The 1,439-nt window shown below is 56.4% G+C and carries 1 rRNA gene; it reads left to right on the top strand.

The window, feature by feature from the left end:
- Positions 1–1,429 (top strand): 16S ribosomal RNA (locus tag V6R91_RS36330); the annotation flags it as partial.
- Positions 1,430–1,439 lie beyond the last annotated feature (10 nt).

Raw genomic sequence — 1,439 nt, 5'->3', positions numbered from 1 at the left:
AGTGGCGAACGGGTGAGTAACACGTGAGCAACCTGCCCTGGACTCTGGGATAAGCGCTGGAAACGGCGTCTAATACTGGATACGAGACGTGGCCGCATGGTCAACGTTTGGAAAGATTTTTCGGTCTGGGATGGGCTCGCGGCCTATCAGCTTGTTGGTGAGGTAATGGCTCACCAAGGCGTCGACGGGTAGCCGGCCTGAGAGGGTGACCGGCCACACTGGGACTGAGACACGGCCCAGACTCCTACGGGAGGCAGCAGTGGGGAATATTGCACAATGGGCGGAAGCCTGATGCAGCAACGCCGCGTGAGGGATGACGGCCTTCGGGTTGTAAACCTCTTTTAGCAGGGAAGAAGCGTGAGTGACGGTACCTGCAGAAAAAGCGCCGGCTAACTACGTGCCAGCAGCCGCGGTAATACGTAGGGCGCAAGCGTTATCCGGAATTATTGGGCGTAAAGAGCTCGTAGGCGGTTTGTCGCGTCTGCTGTGAAATCCCGAGGCTCAACCTCGGGCCTGCAGTGGGTACGGGCAGACTAGAGTGCGGTAGGGGAGATTGGAATTCCTGGTGTAGCGGTGGAATGCGCAGATATCAGGAGGAACACCGATGGCGAAGGCAGATCTCTGGGCCGTAACTGACGCTGAGGAGCGAAAGGGTGGGGAGCAAACAGGCTTAGATACCCTGGTAGTCCACCCCGTAAACGTTGGGAACTAGTTGTGGGGTCCTTTCCACGGATTCCGTGACGCAGCTAACGCATTAAGTTCCCCGCCTGGGGAGTACGGCCGCAAGGCTAAAACTCAAAGGAATTGACGGGGACCCGCACAAGCGGCGGAGCATGCGGATTAATTCGATGCAACGCGAAGAACCTTACCAAGGCTTGACATACACGAGAACGGGCCAGAAATGGTCAACTCTTTGGACACTCGTGAACAGGTGGTGCATGGTTGTCGTCAGCTCGTGTCGTGAGATGTTGGGTTAAGTCCCGCAACGAGCGCAACCCTCGTTCTATGTTGCCAGCACGTTATGGTGGGAACTCATGGGATACTGCCGGGGTCAACTCGGAGGAAGGTGGGGATGACGTCAAATCATCATGCCCCTTATGTCTTGGGCTTCACGCATGCTACAATGGCCGGTACAAAGGGCTGCAATACCGTGAGGTGGAGCGAATCCCAAAAAGCCGGTCCCAGTTCGGATTGAGGTCTGCAACTCGACCTCATGAAGTCGGAGTCGCTAGTAATCGCAGATCAGCAACGCTGCGGTGAATACGTTCCCGGGTCTTGTACACACCGCCCGTCAAGTCATGAAAGTCGGTAACACCTGAAGCCGGTGGCCTAACCCTTGTGGAGGGAGCCGTCGAAGGTGGGATCGGTAATTAGGACTAAGTCGTAACAAGGTAGCCGTACCGGAAGGTGCGGCTGGATCACCTCCTTTCTAAGGAGCA

The organism is Microbacterium sp. CCNWLW41, from assembly GCF_037083505.1.
The sequence above is the reverse complement of the archived record's forward strand: the minus strand, read 5'-3'. Positions and strand labels throughout refer to the sequence as shown.